General features: G+C 52.9%; 1 protein-coding gene. It reads left to right on the plus strand.

Annotation, left to right across the window (positions count from 1 at the left end; genetic code table 11):
• A partial coding sequence (locus BIV01_RS19145) for an integrase repeat-containing protein (protein WP_139199572.1) occupies nt 1–272 on the plus strand: 272 nt, incomplete at both ends.

Here is a 272-nt window from a genome sequence, read left to right on the forward strand (position 1 = left end):
AAACGTCCACAGAATACAAAGAGGGCTACAAACAAGACCCGAAGCTGCCATCCCATCCCGACGAAATCTATGGCAAACATTGGGCCGATTGGTACAGCTTCCTTGGCACTGAGCGCCCCAGTGAGAAGTACGCCACTGTTGCCGAGGCGTCCGAAGCCGCTCAACGCTTGGGGGTCAAAACACAGACGGAATACTTTGAGGACTACCAAAAAGACCCGAAGCTGCCATCGAATCCCCACCGAAGTTATGCCGGAGATTGGGATGATTGGTAT

This window comes from Curtobacterium sp. MCBA15_013 (genome assembly GCF_001865095.1).
Lineage (GTDB): Bacteria > Actinomycetota > Actinomycetes > Actinomycetales > Microbacteriaceae > Curtobacterium.